Raw genomic sequence first — 19,226 nt, forward strand, 5'->3', positions numbered from 1 at the left:
CCACAAACCGTTTTATTTGCCGCGGACTAAAGGCAGATTCTCACCGCTCCAGCCAGCCAAACCGTCTTTCAGTACCTGCACACGCTCAAAACCCGCTTTATGCAAGTTCTCGGCCGCTTCGCGTGAAGAGAGGCCGTTGGCGCAGACCACGATAATCGGCTGCGACTTATGTTTTTCAAGTTCACCTACGCTGCCGTTTTTAATGTCGTTCGGCAACAGGTTAAATGCGCTGGCAATATGGCCACGGCGATAGTCGTCACGGTTACGGATATCAACGACGACAGCATCTTCTTTATTAATCAGTCGGATCGCTTCACCACGAACCACTTCTTTCACGTTCGACAGTTTACTCTTCACAGTAAGTACAATTACCGCAACCAACAGCGCAACCCAGGCGATGCTCAAAATAGGGTTCTTGCTAACGAATGGCATAATCTCTTGCATGGGGTGTAACGGCTCCCGGATCAGTTAAGCAACAAAAATATAAGGTTCCTGAGTATACCTGCGCGATACGGCAATTACAGCCAGTAAGCCAACATAGCGTATCGAATCTGCGGCGCGCTTTCCATTTATCTATCATTGATACGCATAGACATGCGCCTTTGTGCCATGCTTGTCACGTCTGGAAATAGAAATCAGACAAGAGACAACTGGTAAGCCGCTGTTCATCGTGGAATAATTTATCGATATGAGTAAAAACGCGTTATTTGTACAGAGTCGAGTAGCATGTAGCGCCGATCGCCAGTTATCCGCATTACACAGGCTACTCACCCGCTGCGTCAGCGCGCTCTGCGTTGGCGTTTTGCTGTTGCCCGCGCTCGGCCAAGCGGAAGATAACCAGGCACAGCTTAAGACCCTGCAACAAGATATCGCCGCGAAAGAAAAAAGCGTCCAGCAGCAGCAACAGCAGCGCAGCACCTTAGTTCAGCAGTTGAAAAAGCAGGAGCAGTCTATCTCTCAGGCCAGTCGTCAACTGCATGAAACGCGCAATACGCTGTCTACGCTCAATAAAGAATTAACCAGCCTCAGTGCCTCTATCGCAAAGCTGCAATCTCAGCAGGATAAGCAACAAACGCTTCTCTCCCGTCAGTTGGATGCCGCCTTCCGACAAGGCCAGCACAGTGCGCTGCAGCTCATGCTGAGCGGAGAAGAAAGCCAGCGCAATGAGCGCATCCTCGCTTACTTCGGCTACCTGAATGAAGCACGGCAGAAATCTATCAACGAATTGCAGCAAACCCGCGTAGAGCTGGCTAATCAAAAACGTCAGTTGGAACAAAAACAGACGCAGCAAAAAACGCTATTAAGTGACCAACAACAGCAACAGCAAACGCTGGAACAGGCACAGTCCGACCGGAAGAAAACGCTGTCAACGCTGGAAAGCTCGCTGGAAAAAGATCAGCAGCAGTTGACGGAACTGCGCCAGAATGAAACCCGCTTACGCGACCAGATCGCCCGCGCCGAGCGAGAGGCAAAAGCCCGTGCCGAACGGGAGGCACGCGAGGCCGCCAAGGTTCGTGCCAAAGAAGAGCAGGCCAAACGCAGTGGGAGCAGCTACAAACCCACTGAAGGTGAGCGCTCACTTATGGCGCGCACTGGCGGTTTAGGCCGACCTTCTGGTCAAGCTATCTGGCCAGTTAACGGGCGTATTGAGCACCGTTTCGGCGAGCCGCTACAGGGTGAGCTACGCTGGAAAGGTCTGGTCATTACCGCACCGGAAGGGACTGAAGTGAAATCTATCGCCGATGGCACGGTGTTGATGGCCGACTGGCTACAAGGTTACGGACTGGTGGTGGTCGTACAGCATGGTAAAGGTGATATGAGCCTGTATGGCTATAACCAGAGCGCATTGGTTTCCGTTGGTACTCAGGTCAAGGCCGGTCAAGCCATTGCGTTAGTCGGCACCAGCGGCGGGCAGAGCAAACCTGGACTGTATTTTGAAATCCGTCGCCAGGGTCAGGCGGTCAATCCACAACCTTGGCTGGGAAGATAGTCTTGTCTTATTTAACCAAAACACCGTTATTGGCATTAAGTCTGTTAGCGCTTTCTCCTTTGGCACTGGCCGGAAAACTTTCCATCGTGATCGATGATTTTGGCTATCGCCCACATAATGAGAACCAGATTCTGGCGATGCCGACGGCAATTTCCGTCGCGGTATTGCCCAACGCACCGTATGCCCGTGAGATGGCAACCAAAGCCCACCAGCAAGGGCGCGAAGTGCTAATCCACCTACCGATGGCGCCAATGAGCAAGCAGCCGCTGGAGCGTGACACGCTACGCCCAGATATGAGCAGCGAAGAAATTCAGCGCATTATCCGCCAATCGGTTAATAACGTGCCTTACGCTGTGGGGTTGAATAACCATATGGGCAGCGCGATGACCGCCAGCCTGCCCGGCATGCAAAAAGTCATGCAGGCGCTGAGCGCCTACCCGCTCTATTTCCTCGATAGCATGACCATTGGCAGCAGCCAATCAAGCCAGGCCGCGGCAGGAACGAACGTTAAGGTCATCAAACGCAAAGTCTTTTTGGATGATTCGCAAAACGAAGCCGAGATCCGTAAACAGTTTACCCGTGCGGTGCAAATCGCCCGTCGTAGCGGTTCCGCTATCGCTATCGGGCACCCACATCCTTCAACCATCCGTGTCTTGCAGCAGATGCTGCCCACGCTGGATGCCGATATTGTCTTAGTGCGTCCCAGCCAGTTGCTAAATGAACCAACGCGGCAGTATGAACCTCAGCCGCAGCCGCCAGTCAAACCACGTAATCCATTCCGCGGCATACCGCAGTGCCAAGTCAAACAGCCGCCGGAACCGGTGAAGAACGATGTATTCTTCAAGCTGGTGAGCAGCAGCATTCGGGACAGTGCGCCTGTACTATTTATCAAGCACCGCTGGCAGACCTGGATTGCCCCAGCCGACACCGAAACACACAAGCAGCCGTAATACCGCGTGGACTCGCTACGGCAGGGTTACTCTTCATCCCAATTGAGAATAACCTTGCCCGACTGACCCGAGCGCATGGCATCGAACCCTTTCTGAAACTCATCAATGTGAAAGCAGTGGGTGATAATCGGTGACAAATCCAGCCCAGACTGAATCAGTGCCGACATTTTGTACCAGGTTTCGAACATTTCCCGTCCGTAGATCCCTTTGATAAATAGCCCTTTAAAAATCACCTCTCCCCAATCAATCGACATCGGTTCATGCGGAATGCCCAGCATGGCAATGCGACCACCGTGATTCATCGCTTTCAGCATGGCACGAAAGGCCGAGGGTGCGCCCGACATCTCTAACCCAATATCAAACCCCTCGGTCATGCCTAGTTCTATCATTACATCGGCCAGTTTTTCCTCTGCCACATTGACGGCGCGCGTTGCGCCCATTTTGCTGGCTAACGCCAGGCGATACGCGTTCACATCGGTAATCACGACATTCCTTGCGCCAACATGACGGCACACCGCCGCCGCCATCATGCCGATCGGTCCCGCTCCGGCAATCAACACATCTTCCCCCACCAAGTCGAAGGAAAGTGCGGTATGCACGGCGTTGCCGAAAGGATCGAAAATGGCAGCCAGCTCGTCAGAAATATTGTCGGGAATACGAAATGCGTTGTAGGCAGGGATCACCAGATATTCCGCGAACGAACCGGGACGGTTTACTCCAACACCGATGGCATTACGGCATAAGTGACGTCGCCCGGCACGGCAATTGCGGCAGTAGCCGCAGGTAATATGCCCTTCGCCAGAAACCCTATCGCCAATATGAAAACCATTAACTTCCTGACCGATGGCGACAATTTCGCCAACGTACTCATGCCCAACGACCATTGGAACAGGAATCGTCTTCTGCGACCATTCGTCCCAGTTATAGATATGCACATCCGTTCCGCAAATCGCGCTTTTGCGAATTTTAATCATGATGTCGTTATGCCCGAGCTCCGGCGTGGGGGAATCCGCCATCCAGATACCCTCTTCTGGCCGCAGTTTTGCCAATGCTTTCATGACGGTATCCTCAGATGATCACACCCAGACGTTTGCCCACGCGGATAAACGCCTCGACGGCGAATTGGATTTGCTGCGGTGTATGAGCAGCCGACATTTGGGTACGAATACGCGCCTGGCCAAGGGGAACAACAGGGTAGAAAAAACCCGTGACATAAACGCCTTCCCGCTGTAGTGCCTGCGCAAAATCCTGTGCCAACTGTGCCTCACCCACCATAACGGGAATAATGGCGTGATCGGCTCCCGCCAGCGTGAACCCTGCGGCGGTCATCTTTTCACGGAACAAACGAGCGTTTGCCCACAGACGCTCACGCCGTTCTCCGCCATGTTCCAACAGAGCCAGCACCTTGAGCGACGCGGTGACAATGGCTGGCGCAAGTGAATTGGAAAACAGATAGGGCCGCGAGCGCTGGCGCAACCAGTCGATCACCTCACGCCTGCCCGCCGTATAGCCGCCTGACGCACCGCCCAGTGCCTTGCCTAACGTGCCAGTGATGATATCGACACGCCCCATTACTCCGCGATGTTCATGCGTCCCACGCCCATGTTCACCGACAAACCCCACCGCATGGGAGTCATCAACCATCACGAGCGCGTCATAACGATCGGCCAGATCGCAAATTTCCTGCAAATCCGCAATCACGCCGTCCATCGAGAAAACGCCATCGGTGGCAATCATGATGTGTTTCGCTCCTTCCGCTCTGGCCAATTGCAGCTGTGCTTCCAGTTGGTTCATATCGTTATTGGCGTAACGGTAGCGCCGCGCCTTCGATAGCCGAACACCATCAATGATCGAAGCATGGTTAAGCGCATCGGAAATAATCGCATCCTCCGGCCCCATCAGCGTTTCAAACAGCCCGCCGTTGGCATCAAAGCAGGAGGAATAGAGAATCGCGTCCTCCATGCCCAGAAACTCCGCCAGCTTACGCTCCAGCTGTTTGTGGATATCCTGCGTTCCACAGATGAAGCGCACCGAAGCCATACCAAAACCGTGGCTGTCCAATCCAGACTTTGCGGCGGCAATTAACTCAGGGCTGTCCGCCAGGCCAAGATAATTATTGGCGCAGAAGTTGAGCAGGCGGTCGCTGCCCATTACCCCGATTTCAGCCTGCTGCGCAGAGGTAATGATGCGCTCTTCCTTGAACACGCCTTCGGTGCGTGCAGCCATAATTTTTGCAGTAAGTTGTTGATAAAACGCGGCAGGCATAGCGTCACTCTCCCATAAAAAGATTGCGTTATGGTTTTTAAGCTAGCGGATGTGGGCAAAAATGCGGGGTAAACAGTCTGAAAATGCTGGCGTCGTCACGGCCTGACTCATCTTAAAAAAGTTGGCGCAACACGGGATAAATTAAGCTCTGGCTGCTTGCGGTAAAATGAAATGCTATTATAGCGGTCATAAACAGTGTGGGGCGCGGTGCCTCACCGGCAAGATTAACAAAGGTCGCGCCCATGATTATCGTTACTGGCGGTGCCGGTTTTATCGGCAGCAATATCGTAAAATCTCTGAATGACATCGGCTATCGGGACATTCTGGTTGTCGATAACCTGAAAGACGGCACCAAATTCGTCAATCTGGTCGATCTGGACATCGCAGATTACATGGATAAGGAAGACTTTATCGCCAGCATCGTTGCAGGTGACGATCTGGGTGATATCGATGCCGTATTCCATGAAGGTGCTTGCTCTTCCACGACCGAGTGGGATGGCAAATACATGATGGATAACAACTATCAGTATTCCAAAGATGTGCTGCACTATTGCCTCGATCGCAGTATTCCGTTCTTGTATGCCTCTTCTGCCGCGACCTACGGTGGTCGCAACGATAACTTCGTCGAAGACCGTCAATACGAGCAGCCGCTGAACGTCTATGGCTATTCCAAATTCCTGTTCGATCAATACGTGCGTGAGATTCTGCCGGAAGCGGAATCACAGATCTGCGGTTTCCGCTATTTCAACGTCTACGGACCGCGTGAAGGTCACAAAGGCAGCATGGCGAGCGTCGCGTTTCACCTGAACAACCAGATCAATCAGGGTGAAAATCCGAAGCTGTTCTCCGGTAGCGAAAATTTCAAGCGTGATTTCATCTACGTCGGTGATGTCGCCGCCGTCAACCTGTGGTTCTGGCAAAACGGTGTTTCCGGCATCTTCAACTGCGGTACCGGCCGTGCCGAGTCCTTCCAGGCCGTTGCCGACGCCACACTTGCCTTCCATAACAAAGGCAGCGTGGAATACATCGAATTCCCTGAGAAGCTGAAAGGTCGCTATCAAGCCTATACGCAGGCCGACCTCACTAACTTGCGTGCTGCGGGCTACGATAAGCCGTTCAAAACCGTCGCCGAAGGCGTAGCGGAATATATGACCTGGCTGAACCGTACCGTTTAATCGGATAAGGATTCATAAGCGGTATGAAAATTTTGGTCATCGGCCCTTCCTGGGTCGGCGATATGATGATGTCGCACAGCCTTTATCGCACATTGAAGGCTGAACACCCGGAAGCGGTCATTGACGTGATGGCACCGGCCTGGTGCCGTCCGCTGCTGGCACGGATGCCGGAAGTCAATCAGGCGTTAGCTATGCCGCTAGGGCACGGCGCACTTGAGCTGGGGGAACGCCGCCGTCTTGGCGTATCGCTGCGTGATGCGGGCTATGACCGCGCTTACGTGTTGCCCAACTCCTTTAAGTCTGCGCTGGTGCCGTTCTTTGCCAACATTCCGCAGCGCACAGGCTGGCGCGGCGAAATGCGTTATGGGCTATTGAACGACGTACGCGTGCTGGATAAAGCCGCCTTTCCGTTGATGGTTCAGCGCTACACCGCATTAGGCTACGATCGTAGCCGTATTCATCGTGCAGAGGATCTGCCACAGCCGTTGCTTTGGCCACAGTTACAGGTCAGCCAGACCGAAATTGCGGACATGACGCAGACCTTTGATCTCAGCGATACACGCCCTATCATCGGTTTTTGCCCCGGTGCCGAATTCGGCCCTGCCAAACGTTGGCCGCATTATCACTATTCAGCATTGGCGCAATCGCTGATTGAACGCGGCTACCAGATAGCACTGTTCGGTTCAGCCAATGACCACTCGGCCTGTGACGATATCCTTCAGGGATTGACGGAAGATGCCCGGCAATATTGCACCAATCTGGCGGGAAAAACCTCGCTGGAACAGGCCGTGGTGCTGATTGCCGCCTGTCATGCTGTCGTCAGCAATGACTCAGGGCTCATGCACGTCGCGGCGGCGCTTCATCGTCCGCTTGTCGCACTTTACGGCCCCAGCAGTCCCGACTTTACTCCGCCGTTATCTCATCAGGCCGAAGTGATTCGCCTGATAACCGGTTATCACCGAGTGCGTAAAGGGGATGCCGAGCAGGGTTATCACCAGAGTTTGATCGATATTCAGCCCGAACGCGTGCTCAGCGCGCTAGATAAATATCTGCTACCGGGAGCAGACGCATGAGAGTGCTGATCGTGAAAACATCGTCAATGGGCGATGTGCTGCATACGTTACCCGCCTTGACCGACGCGATGCAGGCTATTCCCGGTATCCAGTTCGACTGGGTGGTTGAAGAAGGTTTTGCACAAATTCCAAGCTGGCACCCGGCAGTTTCCCGCGTTATTCCGGTAGCGATCCGCCGCTGGCGCAAAAGCTGGTTCAGCGCCCCGATTCGTCAAGAACGTGCAGAATTTAAGCGTCAATTACGCCAGTATCGCTATGATGCCGTTATTGACGCACAAGGGCTGATTAAAAGCGCGCTGCTGGTAACACGACTCGCCAACGGAAAGAAACACGGATTGAACTGCAAGAGCGCGCGTGAGCCGCTGGCAAGCTGGTTTTATAACTATCGCCATCCGGTAAGCCGCAGGCAACACGCCGTAGAGCGCGTACGCGAATTATTTGCCGCGAGTCTAGGCTATAGAAAACCCACTGAACGCGGCGATTATGCGATTGCCCAGCGCTTCCTCTCTCAATTACCCGCAGATGCCAATCGCTATCTGGTGTTTCTCCATGCCACCACGCGTGATGAAAAGCACTGGCCTGAAATGCACTGGCGTGAACTCATTGCCCTATTGGCACCGAGTGGGCTGCGTATCAAACTCCCTTGGGGAGCGGAACATGAGCACCAGCGTGCATTACGGCTGGCGGAAGGGTTCCCACACGTTGAAGTCTTACCACGCCTGGCGCTGCAACAGGTCGCCGAGGTGCTGGCGGGCGCTAACGCCGTCGTCTCCGTCGATACCGGGCTTAGCCACCTGACGGCAGCGCTGGATCGCCCGAATATCACGCTGTACGGACCGACCGATCCAGGGCTGATTGGCGGTTATGGGATGAACCAGGTGGTGGAAATGTCTGAAAGCCAGAAAATGGAGACAATTCCCGCTAGCCTCGTCCATCAGAAATTAGAGAAGCTGATAGAATTACCTGCATCAGGCGAGTGATATCGCTCCCGACTGTGAACAAATACATGCTTAATGAATTAAGGTACGAACTGGGCAAAACGCCCAGTATAAGTTCGGCTGTCGCACTTAACGCCGTCTTCCCCGGCTGTTTACTCACATTAGCCATTATGCCATTTAGTAGCATTCTTGCCGGATGGCTTTTTTATCTCACTGGCACGCTATCCGTTTTCTATGTAGTGACACACCTAAAAGCTATCGTGGGCGCTAAGCGACGTCTACTTATTCCACTTTGCCTGCTAGCTATCGGTATAACCAACCTCATTTGGTATCACCACTATTATCAACCCGATAGTCTTTTCCCCTATGTGTATAACGCCTACAAGACATCTGCGCACGCCGGGATTTTGGGCGCGTTTATCCTGCTGACGGCATTGCATATCACCCAAAAACAACGAAAGCAGTCGCTCTTCTACATCATCGCAATTTGTGTATTAGCGCTAGGTTATGCGTTCTATCAGTCGCTGTTCAGTGGAATGCATCGCATTGGGTTGATATTTGGCACGGCAACCAGCGCCGCCTATTTTCTTACTTTTATTGGTGCGTTAAGCGCACAGGCGCTGCTGAAGCTCGATTCAACCTATAAGTATTATCTCTATCTGGTACATTTTCTGTTAGTCACGATAGCCATTCTACTGACAGAAACCCGGGCTGCTATGTTTGTCTACCCTATTGTGGGCGCAACCATTTTATTGTCAGAAGTCAGACACGATAAACGTTTGTTCATAAAGGAATTCATTGGTTCAGTAACAACACTTCTCCTATGCTTATTCCTGTTTCAGGAGACGATTCATCAACGCGTCAACGACCTGTTCAACGACGTACATAGCTACAGCATGAATAACAGCAAAACATCAGTGGGTGCGCGCATCGCCATGTACCAATCTGGTATAGAAGCAGGAGAAGAAGCATTATTGGGGCAATCTGCCGAACAGCGTGCCGCCCAGATCATTACACAAGCGGAACAAAAGCCGAGTTTAGCGGGTGCTGTCGAGTATCTGAATGTCCATCTACATAATGAAGTGGTTGATGCCTTTTCCCTTAAAGGGTTACCGGGGGCGATATTACTAATATTGCTCTATGCCTCCTTATTCTATTTTTCATTTTTTGTTCTACGTAGCCACCTCTCCGTCGCGCTACTTTTTGCTCTGATTATGTATGGACTTAGCGATGTCATCCTTTATTCACGGGATATGCTTATTACGTGGCTAATGACGTTTTGCCTTGGCACAACGCTGACCGGAAAATGGTTAAAGAATTAACCCTGTTATAATTAGCAGGTGGCAATAGCATTTACCCCTGTGAGAGAAATGTGGGTTCTAGTACCATACGGAGGTTTAGCACAATATGTGCTGTAGCAACATCGCGAGATAAATTTGCGTTCCGCAAATCGCTATGAAGTCTTGAATCATCTCAGTTAACTGGTAGCTGTCGAGCCAGGGGCGGTAGCATACCCGCAATAAAATAATAACCTTTTGATTAAATGAAGGAAAACGAGTGAGTCAACGCATCATCTCCTATCACCGGATTCTTGTAGTAAAGCTCAGATATCATGGCGATATGCTGCTGACCACTCCGCTCATCAGCACGCTGCAAGCAAATTATCCTGACGCCAAAATCGACGTATTGCTGTACCAGGATACGATGCCAATTCTCTCCGCAAACCCAGAGATACATCAGATTTATGGGCTCAAGAGAAAGACCGGAACGCTTTTAGAAAAAATCCGTAATTTCACAGAAACCAGGCAAGCGCTTAAACAAAATAATTACGATCTGATCGTCAATCTAGCTGACCAGTGGCCGATTGCTCTATTAGTCAAATCATTGGGATGTCGCAGTATTGCTCTCGATCGGGGCAATAACCTGAAAGGAAAGATATGGCGTTCATTTTTCAGTGATTGTGTTCCGCCAATAGGCGCGCATATTGTTGAGCAAAATCTTTATCTCCTCACCCCGCTCAACTTACCAGCGTCAAATACGCGCTCCCGGTTATCCCTGTATTATCGTCAGGAAGATGCCCAAAGCATCATAAACCAACGCCCTACACTGTTAACGCAGCGCTACGTTGTCATCCAACCCACAACTCGCCAATACTACAAATACTGGGACAACGACAAATTCGCTCAGGTCATTGATTATCTTAAAACCAAAAATCTGGAAGTCGTTTTAACCTGTGGTCCTTCTGAAGACGATTTAAATGTGGTGCAAGATATTCACGCACAGTGCACACATAAACCCGATATGACCTTCGCAGGTAAAACGAGTTTTCTGGAGTTGGCCGCACTCATTGACAACGCTGTATTGTATATCGGCGTAGACTCGGCCCCGATGCATATGGCGGCCGCGTTGGATACACCACTAGTGTGCCTGTTTGGTCCAACAGATTACAAATTATGGCGCCCGTGGTGCGACCGTTATAAGCAAATTTGGGCTGGGGAATATCAACAGATGCCAGCCCAACAGAATTACGATCAGACCATTAAATATTTGTCCTGTATTCCTGCACAAGCAGTGATTCAGGCATCGGAAAACATGCTGCAAGAGACGCAGGAAGAGAATCCCAAATGAAAATCGCCTTCTGTGTCTATAAATACTTTCCTTTCGGCGGGCTACAGCGGGATTTTCTAAGTATCGCACAAACCTGCCAAAAACAAGGCCACGAGATTCGCGTTTACACGAGCGAATGGCAAGGTGACAAACCAGAAGGGTTCGACATCGTTCTCGTACCGATATCAGGACTCGGTAACCATACTCGCCATCGCCGTTTTTCCGACTGGATACAACGCCATTTACAGCAACACCCTGTCGATCGCGTTGTCGGGTTTAGCAAAATGCCAGGGCTGGACTTCTACTATGCCGCAGAGGGATGTACGGCAGAAAAAGCGGTTCAGGAAAAAGGCTTTTTTTATCGACTAACACCCCGCTACCGCGGATATGCGGCGCTAGAACGCGATGTGTTCGATAGAAACAGCCACACGCGTATGCTGATGCTAACACCGCGGCAAATTGCCCATTTTCAGAAGCATTACGGCACACAGGATGAACGCTTCTTTATGCTGCCCCCAGGTATTTCATCGGATAGAAAATACAGCACGCGTTCTCCAGAGACGCGCACTCAATTTCGCCAGCAACATAAGCTGGATGAAAACGGATTCGTTCTGTTACAGGTAGGCTCCGACTTCAAACGTAAGGGCGTTGGCCGCAGCCTGATCGCTATTGCTAGCTTGCCACAGGAACTACGTCAACAGGTCGTGCTGCTCGTTGTCGGCCAAGACGATCCAAAACCGTTTCAACAGCAGGCTGAACAACTCGGTATCGGTAAACAAATACATTTCTTTTCAGGCCGAGACGATATTCCTGACTTTATGGCAGCGGCGGATCTGTTACTGCATCCGGCTCATCAGGAAGCAGCCGGCATTGTCTTGCTCGAAGCTATCGCAGCAGGATTGCCGATACTCGTTACCGATGCATGCGGTTATGCTTTTTACATTGAGCGCTCGCAGGCAGGACAAGTTATTTCCGAGCCTTTTAGCCAGACAGAACTGAATCACGCGTTATCACACGCGCTCAGTCAGCCAAAAACGCTCAAACAGTGGGCGGAAAATGCCCGCCACTTTGCCGACACGGAAGATATTTATAGTCTGCCAGAAAAAGCAGCGCAGTTGATTATTGAATCATAAATATTCTGACCTGTTTTTTGCAACACGTTATTCTCTTCGCTACTCATCCAACACGGTAAGCACATGTACTTTGACAAAGAAAAAGTCATAAAAAACGTACACTCATTCTCGTATTCTAAAAAAAAACCTGAGTTAAATATAGCATTTGGTACTGATGAAAAATTCATTTATGGCTGCGCCATAGCTATAGCGTCTACTCTATTAAAAAATCAGGATCACTGCTTATCCTTTCACGTGTTTACCGACAAAATCAGTGATAGCGACAAAGCCAAATTTCAGGAAATGGCAAAGCAATATAATACAACCATTAATATCTATATCGTTGATTGTTCTTGGCTAAAAACATTACCAGAAACAAAACTCTGGAGCTATGCTATTTATTTCCGTTTCATTATTGCCGATTACTTTCATGGAGTACTTGATAAAGTTCTCTACCTTGATGCAGACATTATATGTAATGGATCATTACAAGAATTAATAGAATTAGATGTTAGTAACCATATTTCCGCTGCGGTTCTAGATGGTGACAGGCACTGGTGGAGTGAGCGGGCACAAAAATTTAATCATCCTGAACTCAGCAATGGATACTTTAACTCTGGCGTTTTACTAATTGAAGTCAACAACTGGCATCAAGCAGCGGTAACAGAAAATAGCATGCGTTTTTTGACCGATCCAAAGATGAAGAAAATTATCACTCATCCTGATCAAGATGTTTTAAATATATTATTGGCAGGAAAATTCTGCCACTTGGAAAATAAATACAACACACAGTTTAGTATAAATTATGAATTAAAATACAGTCATGGCGAGTCTGCACCTACGCCGATTTCCAGTGAGACTATTTTTATTCATTACATCGGCCCTACTAAGCCCTGGCATAAATGGGCAGCTAATTATTCCTGTACGAAATATTTTTTAAAAGCCAAAGAACACTCGCCATGGAAAAATGAGTCGCTACTAGACGCAGTAACAGCGAGTAATATGCGATATTGTGCTAAGCATCAGTTTCATAATGGTGAAATTATTCGTGGAACACTGAGCTTCTTTAAATATCTTTATAAAAAAGCATTTTAAAAAAATTTAAATTTCACATGCTAAATTTTCTTCTTTAAAGGTGATTTAATGGTCTTTTCATCACATATCGATGTTCTTTCCACTTTCGAAAAGAGGCATCAACTAATCGCCGATAATGACACGCTAAACGTTGCTTATGGTATAGATAAAAACTACGCCGTTGGTTGTGGAATATCAGTAGCATCGATTCTCATCAATAATAATATCAATTTTACATTCCATATTTTTTCTGATGATTTTGATGATGAGTTTATTAAAAAATTAAATATTCTTGCGGGAAAATTCAAAACTAAAATCGTCTTATATAAAATAAATTCTGAAATGTTAAAAACATTGCCTTGTACTGATATTTGGTCGCATGCTATGTATTTCAGATTACTAGCCTTTTCCCACCTTTCAGATAAAATCTCAAGCCTCCTCTATCTTGACGCTGATGTAATCTGTAAAGGTTCTTTAGCACAGCTTCACAAGTTGGATACGGCACCACATGTTGCTGCCGTAATTCGTGATTTACCTGAAACACAAAAGAAATCAGCAAATCGATTAAAGATGACCGCCTTAGAAGGGAAATATTTTAACTCTGGTGTTTTATTCGTAAATTTAACTATCTGGAATGAATTGAATTTAACACAAAAGATATTTGATAAACTAAGAAATGGTGAGAAATCAATTCAATATCCGGATCAGGATGTCATGAATATATTGTTGCATGATAACGTAATCTTCCTTCCCAGAGAATATAATACTATTTATTCTATAAAAAGTGAGTTGAAAGACCCAAGTCATCAAAAATATAAAGAAATTATAAAAAATACTACTATTCTCATACACTATACAGGTGTAACTAAACCTTGGCATAAATGGGCAAGCTATCCATCGACTGTCTCTTTTCAGAGAGCATTTCATGAATCACCATGGTTGACCTCAGATCTAAAGGATGCAACTTTTTTCGTTGAGATGAAGAAAAAATATAAACATTTAATTGCACAAAAAAAATATTTCTCTGGATCTTTAAGTTGTTTTTTATACGGAATAAGAAAAATTTCAAAGAAAATCCGCAATTCATTATAAATATACTAAATGATTTTGCAAAATAGTAGATCGCCTGAAGGGAACTCAATCCGACGAGTGTAATTTGATCAATCGCCAACCCAATACAAACCACTAGCCGAACTGAGCGATACTGAGCGGTGAAACATGACTGTTTTTAGGATCGCTAACATGCTATGTACTGCTCGCTAATCTATCGGAAGATGAGTAATTCTACTGGCTATTTATCAATATATCCTGATAAATGAATCCAAAAAATAGGTTATTTATGATTTCTTAACTCGTCTAATGATATATTAATATTTTTCACATCTTACTTAATTACATTCTATCTTATTAAGATAATAGGAAAAAAATGGCTCCCTCCATAACAATTGTTACCGCATTCTTTGATATAGGTCGAGGAAATTGGACTCCAGAAAATGGCCACACCCCATACTTCCATAGAACAACAGACACTTATTTTGAGTATTTCAATAACCTTGCCCGCCTTGACAACAAAATGGTTATATTTACGTCAAATGAGTTTAAAGATCGCATAAAAGAAATAAGAGGAGAAAAACCGACAGAAATAATAGTTCTTGATTATAAAAATAAATTGAATAGGCTGCGAAATAAAGTATCAAAAATTCAAAAATCTACGGAATTTAAAACTAAACTAAACAAAGAACAGTCAATTAGCCCCGAATATTTCTCACCAGACTATGTTATAGTCTGTAACCTTAAAAGCTATTTCGTCGCTAAATCCATTAGCATGGGGTTAATTGAAACAGATTTTGCTGCTTGGATAGATTTCGGCTATTGCAGAAACGAGAAAGTATTAAATGGGCTTACACAGTGGAATTATTCATTCAATAGAGAAAAAATACATTTTTTTACCATAAATAAAAACTTGGAGGTAAATTCATTAGACTCTGTTTTTGATAAAATGTTTAATAATGAAGTTTTTATTATTGGCGGGGCTATCGTAGGTACTAAAGATAAGTGGGACGAATTTTTTAATCTTGTCTGGCGTTGCCAAAAATTGACCTTACAGGAAAAAATAATTGATGATGATCAAGGTATTTTTATTATGTGTTACTATAAAAATAAAGATTTAATACAATTAAACTATCTTGGAAAAAACAATTGGTTTAATTTATTTAGAAAATATAACCAAAAATCCTTGTTCTCTAAAATAGAGAAATTTAGAGAAAAATTACTTTCTCACTTTTTCTCTACTAATCCATAAATATATAGATATTATATATTTATTTTTATAATCATTATCTTTGATTACAAAGCATGAATGGGGAAAAATAATAAAAACAATAGAAATAAAGAACTAAGGAAAATAAAAAACCTAAAGATAAAAACACTTAATTAAATGGAATAATTTATGACCGACACTTCTCTCTCCAATTACCATAATGTTCGTATACTATCGTTGTATTGGGACAATGTAGATCTACGTTTAGTTAATGCTCAGAAAAAAGTCTTTAATAAATTAGGTTTTCACATTGAACAGCAAAATTTCCATAATATAGACCATGCAATATGGATGATGGAAGCTCTTGATAATACATCAGATGAAGATGTAATTATAATTGTTGATATTGATTGTATTCCTTTAAATTCAGATGCGGTACATAAAGCAATAGACAGCGCATGTAATGGACGTATTTATGGTTGTACTCAATCAGCTAATCACATTGACTATCATTATATTTATGTTGCTCCAATGTTTCTCGCTTTAACAGGGAAAACCTGGCGTGGTGTAGGTCGCCCATCATTAATTGCAAATGACGAATTTGATGTTGCTGGCCGACTAACATTAGCAGCGCAAAATGCCAAATACCCAATAGATTTTATCTACCCAACAATATCAGCCGTACCTAAATGGCTATTAGGTGACAGCCACGTGTATGGATTATTTACAATATACAATAACGATTACCTTCATCTATTCGAGTCAAGAAATAAATTTCTCATTGAATGTTTTATCGAGTTATCAGATGAAATAATTCAATTTGGGGATAATATAGATTATCGAAAATATGTAATAAAAGCATCAATAGAAAGTCACAATACACATTTAAAAAACCACCTAAATAAGAAAAGTATTTTAGGAAAGATAAAAAGAGAGTGGTCCCGTTTCAAAAAACGCAGGCTAGTCAAAAACCATTAATTATTAAGAATCACTATCTCTCTAAAATATAAACCCATAAATTTTAATTTTGGTAAAATATGAAAATAATATTTCATGAAAATCAATTATGCTATAGAGGAACAACCAATGCAATGTTCCATTATGCGTTAGAAAACCAACAGATTCTGGGGAATGAATCTATAATTATATATGAAAAAAACAACCCAAATAATTTCCCTCAAGCAGTTGAATTGTTCAAAAAAAACTTTGCAACATATAATTACTCTTATCATTCTGAAATAAAAAAAATAATAAAAGAGACCCAATCAGATATTTTATATGTAATAAACTCGGGAAAAAAATCTGATGTAATAAGTGATGATATTAAAACTGTCGTTCATGCTGTGTTTAAAAACTATGAGCCACATGGTGATGTATATGCCTATGTCTCAAAGTGGCTTTCAGATGAGATGACTTCAGGCAAGGCTCCCTATGTACCTCATATGATATCATTACCTGATGAAGAATCAGATCTGAGAACCACTTTAGGAATCCCTAAGGACGCAATCGTTTTCGGTAGACATGGCGGCGCAGATACATTTGATATAAAATTTGCTAGAAATGTTGTAAAAAAAATATCAAGAAAGAGGAAGGATATATTTTTCTTATTTTTAGGGACAGATTCATTCGTTAAGAATAATTTCTTCTATAAATACGATAACATTATTTTTCTTAATGGAACCTCAAATCCAAAATATGTATCAAAATTTATAAATACATGCGACGCTTATCTTCATGCTAGAACTAACGGAGAAACATTCGGCATAGCTATTGGTGAATTCTCGATCAAAAACAAACCGATTATAACATGGGGATTATCCGATGAACGTTGTCATCTTGATATACTAGGAGATAAGGCAATAATATATAATAACGCTAATGACCTTAACCGTATAATCAGTGAATTTGATAGAGAGTATATGAAAAAACAAGATTGGGATTGTTATACTAAAGAATTTAACAAATTTTCAGTCATGAAAAAATTTGATAATGTTTTCCTAAAAACAAATTAAATATAAAAAATGAAAATTGGCATACAAAAATCAAACTGTAAATAGTTTAAATAACGATATTATAAAATACATCCACCACTCTAAAAACGATTTTTATATTGTGAATTTTGAATAGTGGTTTTTATATGGTCATTAAGCCTTTTCTTTTTTAAGAAAAATCCTTCTGATATATTTGTGATAATATTTTATCACATAATAAAAAGGTTGTTTTTTTATTACTCCCATTTGATATTTTTCTTTTTCATTTAACAGCAATAATCTTTCAGTCTCTATGGAAGACAGCGATTTATCAATATCATATGCCTTGACTAGTTCTTTATTCAACGCATAAACCTTTAATAAAGATACTTGATAAAACCATAGCCATGCATCAGCCACTAATATTATAGGATTATTTATCCGTATGAGTTTTTTAGCAGCTTTGCTCGAGATAATATATCCATGAGTACATGATGCATTATAGACCTCATAAAAAAAATAATCTTGGGTGATATTTATTTTTCTATTAGTAAATCTTAATCCTGAAGGATATAATAAAAAAACATCTCCTTGTCTCTTATTTTTAATATTTGAAAACTGTCTTAAAAACACATTAATATCTTGGGGGATTTCGACATCATCTTCTAAGATGAGAGCGTAATCGATGTTATCATCTAATATTTTTTTATATATTTTTTGATGGCTCAAGGCACAACCTATTTCGCCCTTAGAAAGATAATTAATACTAATATGATGGATCTTTGATCTCAACTCACTGTTACTTAGCTCTCTGCCATCAACTGCATTAATTATTTCGTAATCAAGTTTAGCTTTTATGCATTCATCCTGTATCTGATCTCTTTTATTTTTATCTCTTTCCAAGTTTACTACAAATGTCTTCATGGTAATTACCTTATGATAATATTAATTGGCTAGCGTATATCAATAACAATGAAAAAATCAAGAATAACTTACACCATAGGTGTAGTATGAATAAAAAGTTATCTATAATAATCATCACAAAAAATGAATCCGAACTCATAACAGAGTGCCTGCAATCTGCCAATTGGGCAGATGAGATCATTATCGTAGATTCTGGCAGCACTGATTCTACGGTAGAAATAGCTCGTCAATATGGTGCTAGAGTCTATCAACACAATGACTGGCAGGGATATGGCAAACAAAGGCAACGAGCACAGAGCTATGCCAGTGGAGACTATATCTTTTTCATTGATGCTGATGAAAGAGTAACCCCTGAACTACGTCAATCCATTGAAAGCGTGCTACTCAACTCCAATCTAGACGATAAAATCGTCTACTCTTGCGCGCGACAAAATCTCTTTCTTGGCCGCTTTATGAAACATAGCGGTTGGTATCCCGATAAAGTAATACGACTCTACGCAAATCATCACTACCAGTATAATGACAACCGCGTACATGAATCATTGGATTATGGTGATGCTCCTATTCAGCATTTATCTGGAGATCTTAAGCATTTAACCTGTCGTAATTTTTCGGCATTCCAAGAAAAACAGTTACGTTATGCTTCTGCGTGGGCAAAAGAACGTTATGAAAAAGGTAAATCTTGCAGTTATATTGCGATATTTACTCACACCATTTTCTCATTTTTAAAAACGTGGATATTCAGAGCGGGTTTTTTAGATGGAAAGCAAGGATTGTTGCTCGCATTTGTCAATGCTCAGTATACCTTTAACAAATACACCGAACTGTGGTCACTAAATAACAACAAATAAAGCGAAATATATTTCCCATAAAATATAAATTAAATTT

At 44.2% G+C, this 19,226-nt stretch carries 18 protein-coding genes; 14 read left to right on the top strand and 4 right to left on the bottom strand.

Annotated elements, in window-relative coordinates; all coding sequences use genetic code 11:
• Nucleotides 1-12: 12 nt before the first annotated feature.
• Nucleotides 13-444, bottom strand: a complete 432-nt coding sequence (locus tag E2566_RS20480; RefSeq protein WP_015842174.1) for a rhodanese-like domain-containing protein — start codon at nt 442-444, stop codon at nt 13-15.
• Nucleotides 445-688: 244 nt separating this feature from the next.
• Here E2566_RS20480 and envC point away from each other — a divergent pair, with 244 nt between their 5' ends.
• Together envC and E2566_RS20490 are read left to right on the top strand one after the other, a co-directional pair.
• The gene (gene envC, locus E2566_RS20485) at nt 689-1,990 is read left to right on the top strand and encodes a murein hydrolase activator EnvC (RefSeq protein ID WP_107169092.1); all 1,302 of its coding nucleotides are present in this window, start codon (nt 689-691) and stop codon (nt 1,988-1,990) included.
• A 2-nt stretch (nt 1,991-1,992) separates the two neighbouring features.
• A complete protein-coding gene (locus E2566_RS20490; protein ID WP_107169091.1) occupies nt 1,993-2,940 on the top strand; it encodes a divergent polysaccharide deacetylase family protein in 948 nt (315 codons plus the stop codon).
• 26 nt (nt 2,941-2,966) lie between these two features.
• On the opposite strand, the gene tdh is transcribed toward E2566_RS20490, so the two are convergent.
• A complete protein-coding gene (gene tdh, locus E2566_RS20495) occupies nt 2,967-3,998 on the bottom strand; it encodes an L-threonine 3-dehydrogenase (protein WP_107169090.1) in 1,032 nt (343 codons plus the stop codon).
• A gap of 10 nt (nt 3,999-4,008) precedes the next feature.
• The gene (locus E2566_RS20500; RefSeq protein WP_107169089.1) at nt 4,009-5,205 is read right to left on the bottom strand and encodes a glycine C-acetyltransferase; all 1,197 of its coding nucleotides are present in this window, start codon (nt 5,203-5,205) and stop codon (nt 4,009-4,011) included.
• Nucleotides 5,206-5,447: 242 nt separating this feature from the next.
• On the opposite strand from E2566_RS20500, the gene rfaD reads away from it, so the two are divergent.
• The 11 genes from rfaD (at nt 5,448) to E2566_RS20555 (ending at nt 17,456) form a co-directional block, all read left to right on the top strand.
• Nucleotides 5,448-6,380 carry an ADP-glyceromanno-heptose 6-epimerase gene (gene rfaD, locus E2566_RS20505; protein WP_107169088.1) on the top strand — a complete coding sequence of 311 codons (933 nt, stop codon included), beginning with the start codon at nt 5,448-5,450 and terminating at the stop codon, nt 6,378-6,380.
• Nucleotides 6,381-6,403: 23 nt separating this feature from the next.
• Nucleotides 6,404-7,453 (top strand): ADP-heptose--LPS heptosyltransferase RfaF, encoded by a 1,050-nt coding sequence (rfaF, locus tag E2566_RS20510; RefSeq protein WP_107169087.1) that lies wholly within the window; start codon nt 6,404-6,406, stop codon nt 7,451-7,453.
• Nucleotides 7,450-8,433 (top strand): lipopolysaccharide heptosyltransferase RfaC, encoded by a 984-nt coding sequence (gene rfaC / locus E2566_RS20515; protein ID WP_107169086.1) that lies wholly within the window; start codon nt 7,450-7,452, stop codon nt 8,431-8,433. The genes rfaF and rfaC overlap by 4 nt, the downstream gene beginning before the upstream one ends.
• 26 nt (nt 8,434-8,459) lie before the next feature.
• Nucleotides 8,460-9,713, top strand: coding sequence for an O-antigen ligase family protein (locus E2566_RS20520; RefSeq protein ID WP_240618622.1), 1,254 nt, complete (start codon nt 8,460-8,462; stop codon nt 9,711-9,713).
• Between the two features lie 235 nt (nt 9,714-9,948).
• Nucleotides 9,949-11,019, top strand: coding sequence for a lipopolysaccharide core heptosyltransferase RfaQ (gene rfaQ / locus E2566_RS20525; protein ID WP_107169084.1), 1,071 nt, complete (start codon nt 9,949-9,951; stop codon nt 11,017-11,019).
• Nucleotides 11,016-12,131, top strand: coding sequence for a glycosyltransferase family 4 protein (locus tag E2566_RS20530; protein ID WP_107169083.1), 1,116 nt, complete (start codon nt 11,016-11,018; stop codon nt 12,129-12,131). Before rfaQ ends, E2566_RS20530 begins: the two co-directional genes overlap by 4 nt.
• 63 nt (nt 12,132-12,194) lie before the next feature.
• Nucleotides 12,195-13,205: a lipopolysaccharide 3-alpha-galactosyltransferase gene (waaO, locus tag E2566_RS20535; RefSeq protein WP_107169082.1), complete on the top strand. Its 1,011-nt coding sequence runs from the start codon at nt 12,195-12,197 to the stop codon at nt 13,203-13,205.
• Between the two features lie 48 nt (nt 13,206-13,253).
• A complete protein-coding gene (locus tag E2566_RS20540) occupies nt 13,254-14,276 on the top strand; it encodes a glycosyltransferase family 8 protein (RefSeq protein WP_107169081.1) in 1,023 nt (340 codons plus the stop codon).
• A gap of 334 nt (nt 14,277-14,610) precedes the next feature.
• Complete coding sequence (gene yibB / locus E2566_RS20545) at nt 14,611-15,486, top strand: protein YibB (protein ID WP_107169080.1); 876 nt, start codon at nt 14,611-14,613, stop codon at nt 15,484-15,486.
• Nucleotides 15,487-15,633: 147 nt separating this feature from the next.
• Complete coding sequence (locus E2566_RS20550; RefSeq protein WP_107169079.1) at nt 15,634-16,422, top strand: hypothetical protein; 789 nt, start codon at nt 15,634-15,636, stop codon at nt 16,420-16,422.
• Between the two features lie 59 nt (nt 16,423-16,481).
• On the top strand, nt 16,482-17,456 hold the full coding sequence (locus E2566_RS20555) for a glycosyltransferase family protein (protein ID WP_133169855.1): 975 nt from the start codon (nt 16,482-16,484) through the stop codon (nt 17,454-17,456).
• 132 nt (nt 17,457-17,588) lie between these two features.
• Here E2566_RS20555 and E2566_RS20560 read toward each other — a convergent pair whose 3' ends face one another.
• Entirely contained in the window at nt 17,589-18,338 is a 750-nt protein-coding gene (locus E2566_RS20560) for a glycosyltransferase family 25 protein (protein ID WP_107169077.1), read from the bottom strand.
• Between the two features lie 86 nt (nt 18,339-18,424).
• Here E2566_RS20560 and E2566_RS20565 point away from each other — a divergent pair, with 86 nt between their 5' ends.
• Complete coding sequence (locus tag E2566_RS20565) at nt 18,425-19,189, top strand: glycosyltransferase family 2 protein (protein ID WP_107169076.1); 765 nt, start codon at nt 18,425-18,427, stop codon at nt 19,187-19,189.
• The last annotated feature ends 37 nt before the right edge of the window (nt 19,190-19,226 follow it).

It is taken from the genome of Pectobacterium punjabense, assembly GCF_012427845.1.
Taxonomy (GTDB): Bacteria; Pseudomonadota; Gammaproteobacteria; order Enterobacterales; family Enterobacteriaceae; genus Pectobacterium; species Pectobacterium punjabense.

Bases quoted from the DNA above. Each gene is read 5' to 3' on its own strand.
- E2566_RS20480 (WP_015842174.1), bottom strand. From the start codon at position 444: ATGCAAGAGATTATGCCATTCGTTAGCAAGAACCCTATTTTGAGCATC.
- envC (WP_107169092.1), top strand. From the start codon at position 689: ATGAGTAAAAACGCGTTATTTGTACAGAGTCGAGTAGCATGTAGCGCC.
- tdh (WP_107169090.1), bottom strand. From the start codon at position 3,998: ATGAAAGCATTGGCAAAACTGCGGCCAGAAGAGGGTATCTGGATGGCG.
- E2566_RS20500 (WP_107169089.1), bottom strand. From the start codon at position 5,205: ATGCCTGCCGCGTTTTATCAACAACTTACTGCAAAAATTATGGCTGCA.
- rfaD (WP_107169088.1), top strand. From the start codon at position 5,448: ATGATTATCGTTACTGGCGGTGCCGGTTTTATCGGCAGCAATATCGTA.
- rfaF (WP_107169087.1), top strand. From the start codon at position 6,404: ATGAAAATTTTGGTCATCGGCCCTTCCTGGGTCGGCGATATGATGATG.
- rfaC (WP_107169086.1), top strand. From the start codon at position 7,450: ATGAGAGTGCTGATCGTGAAAACATCGTCAATGGGCGATGTGCTGCAT.
- E2566_RS20520 (WP_240618622.1), top strand. From the start codon at position 8,460: ATGCTTAATGAATTAAGGTACGAACTGGGCAAAACGCCCAGTATAAGT.
- E2566_RS20530 (WP_107169083.1), top strand. From the start codon at position 11,016: ATGAAAATCGCCTTCTGTGTCTATAAATACTTTCCTTTCGGCGGGCTA.
- waaO (WP_107169082.1), top strand. From the start codon at position 12,195: ATGTACTTTGACAAAGAAAAAGTCATAAAAAACGTACACTCATTCTCG.
- E2566_RS20540 (WP_107169081.1), top strand. From the start codon at position 13,254: ATGGTCTTTTCATCACATATCGATGTTCTTTCCACTTTCGAAAAGAGG.
- yibB (WP_107169080.1), top strand. From the start codon at position 14,611: ATGGCTCCCTCCATAACAATTGTTACCGCATTCTTTGATATAGGTCGA.
- E2566_RS20550 (WP_107169079.1), top strand. From the start codon at position 15,634: ATGACCGACACTTCTCTCTCCAATTACCATAATGTTCGTATACTATCG.
- E2566_RS20555 (WP_133169855.1), top strand. From the start codon at position 16,482: ATGAAAATAATATTTCATGAAAATCAATTATGCTATAGAGGAACAACC.
- E2566_RS20560 (WP_107169077.1), bottom strand. From the start codon at position 18,338: ATGAAGACATTTGTAGTAAACTTGGAAAGAGATAAAAATAAAAGAGAT.
- E2566_RS20565 (WP_107169076.1), top strand. From the start codon at position 18,425: ATGAATAAAAAGTTATCTATAATAATCATCACAAAAAATGAATCCGAA.